The sequence below is a fragment of the Pseudoalteromonas ostreae genome, from assembly GCF_018069805.1.
GTDB classification, from domain to species: domain Bacteria; phylum Pseudomonadota; class Gammaproteobacteria; order Enterobacterales; family Alteromonadaceae; genus Pseudoalteromonas; species Pseudoalteromonas ostreae.
On sequence record NZ_JAGPYN010000047.1, the window covers coordinates 1 to 4,414 of the forward strand.

Sequence of the window (4,414 nt, forward strand, 5' to 3'; positions counted from 1 at the left end):
ATTAGCTTTACAAGGTTTAGTGTCATTGAGAGATATTTGGATCAATATTCATTACGGGAGATGAACCGCCCATTGCACTTCCTATAATAAAAAGCGCATGATGGGTGGTGTGGGGGCTGGAGGTTAGAGACCTCCGGCTACCCGATTAGTTGCTTTTTATAAGTCATATACTTTTACTATAATTGCAGATGCGGCCATCAACGCTCCACTAGACATGAACCAACAAAAAGCAAAAACAAACCATTTTTGAATGTACTTAGGTACATTATTTCTTTTTTCGAGCATTCCATAACGGCTAGCATGAAAGGACCAAAGGAATACTGTAGCGTATTGTAGAACCCCATTGCCTGAAAAAAAGATATTAAGACTATAAAACCTAACACCATCATCAAGAATATCTTCTAATAAAGTCAGCCACTTACTCTTTAAGTAAATAACCATACCAATCCAAATAAAGATACCAATGCCACCAGCAATACCAAGAAACATTACAATTTTTGTTAATAAGCTTAATTCTTCCATTTAAGTTATTTCATTCCTGTTGAAATATATAATTTTTCACCTATAAAATCTCCACTATTACTACCGATATTACCGCCAACGTAACCACCAGCACCAGCTACAACAGCACACCAAAAAAAGCTAGTTCCGCCTGTTGGTAAACCAAATACAATTGAGTAAGTAGCCCAAGTTGCAGCTGCACCACCAAAAGCTCCTCCAACGATACTGCCCGCAGCCTTACCCGTTTGTGTATATTTCGATTTACTGCATTGAGAATCATCACCAACGGTACAAGCTTTTTGAATGTTAGATACTGCATCAACACCTGTGAGCATGATTCCTAAATAGCCCACACGTTTCAAATTACGTGACATTTCAGCTACTGCTGCATAGTTCTTATGAAAGTTGGGTACAGTTGTGGCATTTGCAGGCTGCTTATTCCACTGATGAATGATGCTTTTACTGCTTAGTCCCAAATTACTACGGATATCACCAGCTACAAGTTTTCCACCTAAACTTGGTTGTCCAAAACGACTTAATGCTGCATCTAATCTAGCAAATTGCATTTTACGTTGAATGAAAAAATTCTTATTATGTAAGTTACCGCTTAATTTGTAACCAGTAACATAAGTGCGCTCTATATCTTTCAAAATAGATTTAACTTGAGCAGTATGGGCTTTCCATGCAGTATTGCTTACGCCAATCAATAAACCGTTATAACTTGCAACATTTGAGAAAAACTCATATCTATTTACTAGCAATTGCTTTTCTGAGTTACTCAGTTTTAATCTAGGAAGTTAAATCCACTGCTTTAGCGACATTTAAAAATTCAGCTTCCTCAATTGTGCATTCTTGAGCATCTGCTGGAGACAGCAATACAACCTGTCCAACTTGAACAATTCCATTCTTAATATGGGAATTAACCATTTTAAAGTGTTTGTAAGTATTCTCGGAGGGTGAGTTATACATAATCATAATCAGTTGATCTACAGGCATCTGTTTTTCAACTATATGTATTGCTTTTATATGTATTGCTTTATTTTGTGTACTAGGTAGTGCATCCATGTTTTAATCCTTTAATTTCCATTGTAATTTTGTTGAATCCACAACAAATCGGTTGAGATTTTACTCAATAAGTAACTATTAGTAAAGTAACCACTTCTAACTATCGACAACCTCCGTAAATAGTTTTATCGCAAGCAATTAACAATCTTATTGAACACCATTTTGGTGGTTTATAACACACCAAAACGGCTTATATTACGTATCCTGTTGATTTCATCAGTAATTACTTTTGTAAACAAGTAATTAAAATAGTATGAATTCAAAGCTTGCTATTTTTTACCAAAATGGCGGTTAATAATGTTATCGGACAAAATAGAATTCTACTCATCAATACAGGTCTAAGTTTAACATTTTCAATGTCCGTTTCTCGCTCTTTAACTGCCCTTAACTTAAATCTAATTCCTTCAATATTCTTTAGTAATTTCATGTGCATTTTGTAACCATTAAATGCTACGTTAGATATAACTATATTGAAGGAATAAATTATGAAACTTGAGTCTTTAGCGCTGCATCACGGTTATGAATCTGAGGCCACAACTAAGTCGGCGGCGGTGCCGATTTATAACACCTCTTCGTACACTTTTGATAATACCCAGCATGGGGCTGATTTATTTGATTTAAAAGTACCTGGGAATATTTATACCCGAATAATGAACCCGACCAATGCGGTGCTTGAGCAGCGTATTGCGGCAATGGAAGGGGGGATTGGTGCGCTGGCGGTGGCCTCGGGTATGGCGGCGATCACCTACGCAATTCAATGTTTATGTGAAGTGGGCACTAATATTGTAAGCACTAGCCAAGTGTACGGTGGTACTTACAACTTATTTGCCCACAGCTTGCCGCGCCAAGGTATAGAAGCGCGAATGATTAAAGCTGATGACTTTACAGGTTTTGAAAACGCTATTAACGAAAACACTCGCGCGGTTTTTTGTGAGTCGATTGGTAACCCAGCAGGGAATATTGTTGATATCACTCGATTAGCTAAAATAGCCCACAGTAAAGGAGTGCCTTTAATTGTAGATAACACCGTAGCTACGCCGTATTTATGCCGGCCATTTGAGTTAGGTGCCGATATTGTGGTGCACTCGCTCACTAAATATATTAACGGCCATGGTACCGCGATTGGCGGCATAATTGTTGATTCAGGTAAGTTTGACTGGAAAGCCAATGCTACTCGTTTTGCGATGATGAATGAGCCTGATCCGTCGTATCATAATGTGGTTTATACCGATGCGTTTGCTGAAGCGGCGTTTATTGGTCGCTGCCGCGTTGTCCCTCTTAGAAATACCGGTGCGGCACTTGCGCCTAAAAACGCCTCTGACATTTTAATTGGTCTTGAAACTTTAGGGCTAAGAATGCAGCGCCACTGTGAAAACGCACAACAGCTTGCTGAATACCTAGAGAATCACCCTAAAGTGCTTTGGGTTAATTACGCGGGGTTAAAATCAAGCCCGTATAACGAAATGAGCCAAAAAATTACCAATGGTAAAGCGTCAGGTATTTTAAGTTTTGGTATTGCCGGTGGCCTTGAAGCCGGTACGCGGTTTATTGATGCCCTGAATATGATTTTACGTTTAGTTAATATAGGTGATGCCAAATCGCTGGCGTGTCATCCGGCATCAACCACTCATCGTCAATTAAACGATGAAGAGCTGGCGAATGCAGGAGTAAGCCGCGATTTAATTCGTTTATCGGTGGGTATCGAGAGTATCGACGATATTATTGCCGATGTAAGTCAAGCGCTTGATAAAGCGTAAATTGTTTAGTATTCGAAAAATAGTGCGTAGCTACATGACGCTATCAATTTTTCTTGGGTTAGCAAGAAAAGTACCTCACTTAGGCAATTAATTAGAGGCTTTAAACACGACCCGTTGCAATGCACCTTTATTAGCTATGGGTTATTAGCATCTTCTCTGGGGGTGCCTAAAATAGCTTGTTTCTCTTGGTCAGATAAAATAATCCAGTCAAATATTTCGTCGCTAGTACGGCCGCAGCCGCCGCAATAGCCTTTGAGGCGGTGACATTTACCAATGCAGTCTGTTTTTAATGGCAATGAACTTTTTTGAGGTGTTGAATTCATAAATCCTGAGCCTAACAGGTCAGCATTTACTGACCTGTTTATGGTTTTAATACTATTTATTTGCTATCGATTTACCTACTTCAAATGAGGTAGACCATGGCGTTGAGCGTGATAAGGTTTTTCCTGTATGAATTGAAATAGCTGGATTCTTTTCATCAAGTACAAAGGTTGTACGTAATGAATCAGCAGATTCTTTTTGTTGTACATGCCAGTTATTTTGCGCTAAACAAGCTCGGGTGAAGTCAACGGCCTTTTGATGAATGGCAACCGCTTGCGTTTGTTCTTTGTAGTTGTCTATACAACGATAAGCCACTGTATCAGCATCCAGAGCACTGATTTGGCATGCTTTACCAACGAGATTGTATTTAGCTGTCCAGGTTTCTGCGTACTTTGTATTTACGCGGGTGCGCTTTAACCCCTCAAAACGTGAGTTGTAGGCAACTAATAAACCATTGATTTTTTCACAAGCTGTAAGGTTATCAATACTTGCTTTTTGCTCAGTGGTTAAGCTGCTACAACCTGATAAAATAAAGCCTGTTAATAATACCGATAAATACTTTTTCATAGTGGACTATCCTTTTGTGATAGCTAATCCTTCGAAGTTGCTTAAAGGATACCTAAGGGCTTGAATAATTGCCATTAAAGACGTGAAAATAAAATTATTGCATGACTCATATCAAACGTTTTTAGCCGAACCTGTTTGATTTTTACCTCAAAACTAAGTTTTACTTTAAGTAAATGTATTATAATAGACTACTGTATACTTAA

Annotated in this window: 6 protein-coding genes; 1 reads left to right on the forward strand and 5 read right to left on the reverse strand. The window is 38.5% G+C overall.

The window, feature by feature from the left end; all coding sequences use genetic code 11:
* Positions 1–156: 156 nt before the first annotated feature.
* The 3 genes from J7338_RS20325 to J7338_RS20335 are packed head-to-tail and all read right to left on the reverse strand — an operon-like array spanning position 157 to position 1,566.
* Positions 157–522, reverse strand: a complete 366-nt coding sequence (locus J7338_RS20325; protein ID WP_210798791.1) for a hypothetical protein — start codon at positions 520–522, stop codon at positions 157–159.
* Positions 523–527: 5 nt separating this feature from the next.
* Positions 528–1,262 (reverse strand): hypothetical protein, encoded by a 735-nt coding sequence (locus tag J7338_RS20330; RefSeq protein ID WP_210798792.1) that lies wholly within the window; start codon positions 1,260–1,262, stop codon positions 528–530.
* Positions 1,263–1,290: 28 nt separating this feature from the next.
* On the reverse strand, positions 1,291–1,566 hold the full coding sequence (locus tag J7338_RS20335) for a hypothetical protein (RefSeq protein ID WP_210798793.1): 276 nt from the start codon (positions 1,564–1,566) through the stop codon (positions 1,291–1,293).
* A 485-nt stretch (positions 1,567–2,051) separates the two neighbouring features.
* On the opposite strand from J7338_RS20335, the gene J7338_RS20340 reads away from it, so the two are divergent.
* Positions 2,052–3,323 (forward strand): O-acetylhomoserine aminocarboxypropyltransferase/cysteine synthase family protein, encoded by a 1,272-nt coding sequence (locus tag J7338_RS20340; RefSeq protein ID WP_210798794.1) that lies wholly within the window; start codon positions 2,052–2,054, stop codon positions 3,321–3,323.
* Positions 3,324–3,457: 134 nt separating this feature from the next.
* Here J7338_RS20340 and J7338_RS20345 read toward each other — a convergent pair whose 3' ends face one another.
* The gene (locus J7338_RS20345; RefSeq protein WP_210798795.1) at positions 3,458–3,646 is read right to left on the reverse strand and encodes a DUF1289 domain-containing protein; all 189 of its coding nucleotides are present in this window, start codon (positions 3,644–3,646) and stop codon (positions 3,458–3,460) included.
* A gap of 52 nt (positions 3,647–3,698) precedes the next feature.
* Entirely contained in the window at positions 3,699–4,211 is a 513-nt protein-coding gene (locus tag J7338_RS20350; protein WP_210798796.1) for a hypothetical protein, read from the reverse strand.
* Positions 4,212–4,414 lie beyond the last annotated feature (203 nt).

Excerpts from the sequence above, each read along its gene's own strand:
- J7338_RS20325 (WP_210798791.1), bottom strand. The coding sequence starts at position 522 with ATGGAAGAATTAAGCTTATTAACAAAAATTGTAATGTTTCTTGGTATT.
- J7338_RS20335 (WP_210798793.1), bottom strand. The coding sequence starts at position 1,566 with ATGGATGCACTACCTAGTACACAAAATAAAGCAATACATATAAAAGCA.
- J7338_RS20340 (WP_210798794.1), top strand. The coding sequence starts at position 2,052 with ATGAAACTTGAGTCTTTAGCGCTGCATCACGGTTATGAATCTGAGGCC.
- J7338_RS20345 (WP_210798795.1), bottom strand. The coding sequence starts at position 3,646 with ATGAATTCAACACCTCAAAAAAGTTCATTGCCATTAAAAACAGACTGC.
- J7338_RS20350 (WP_210798796.1), bottom strand. The coding sequence starts at position 4,211 with ATGAAAAAGTATTTATCGGTATTATTAACAGGCTTTATTTTATCAGGT.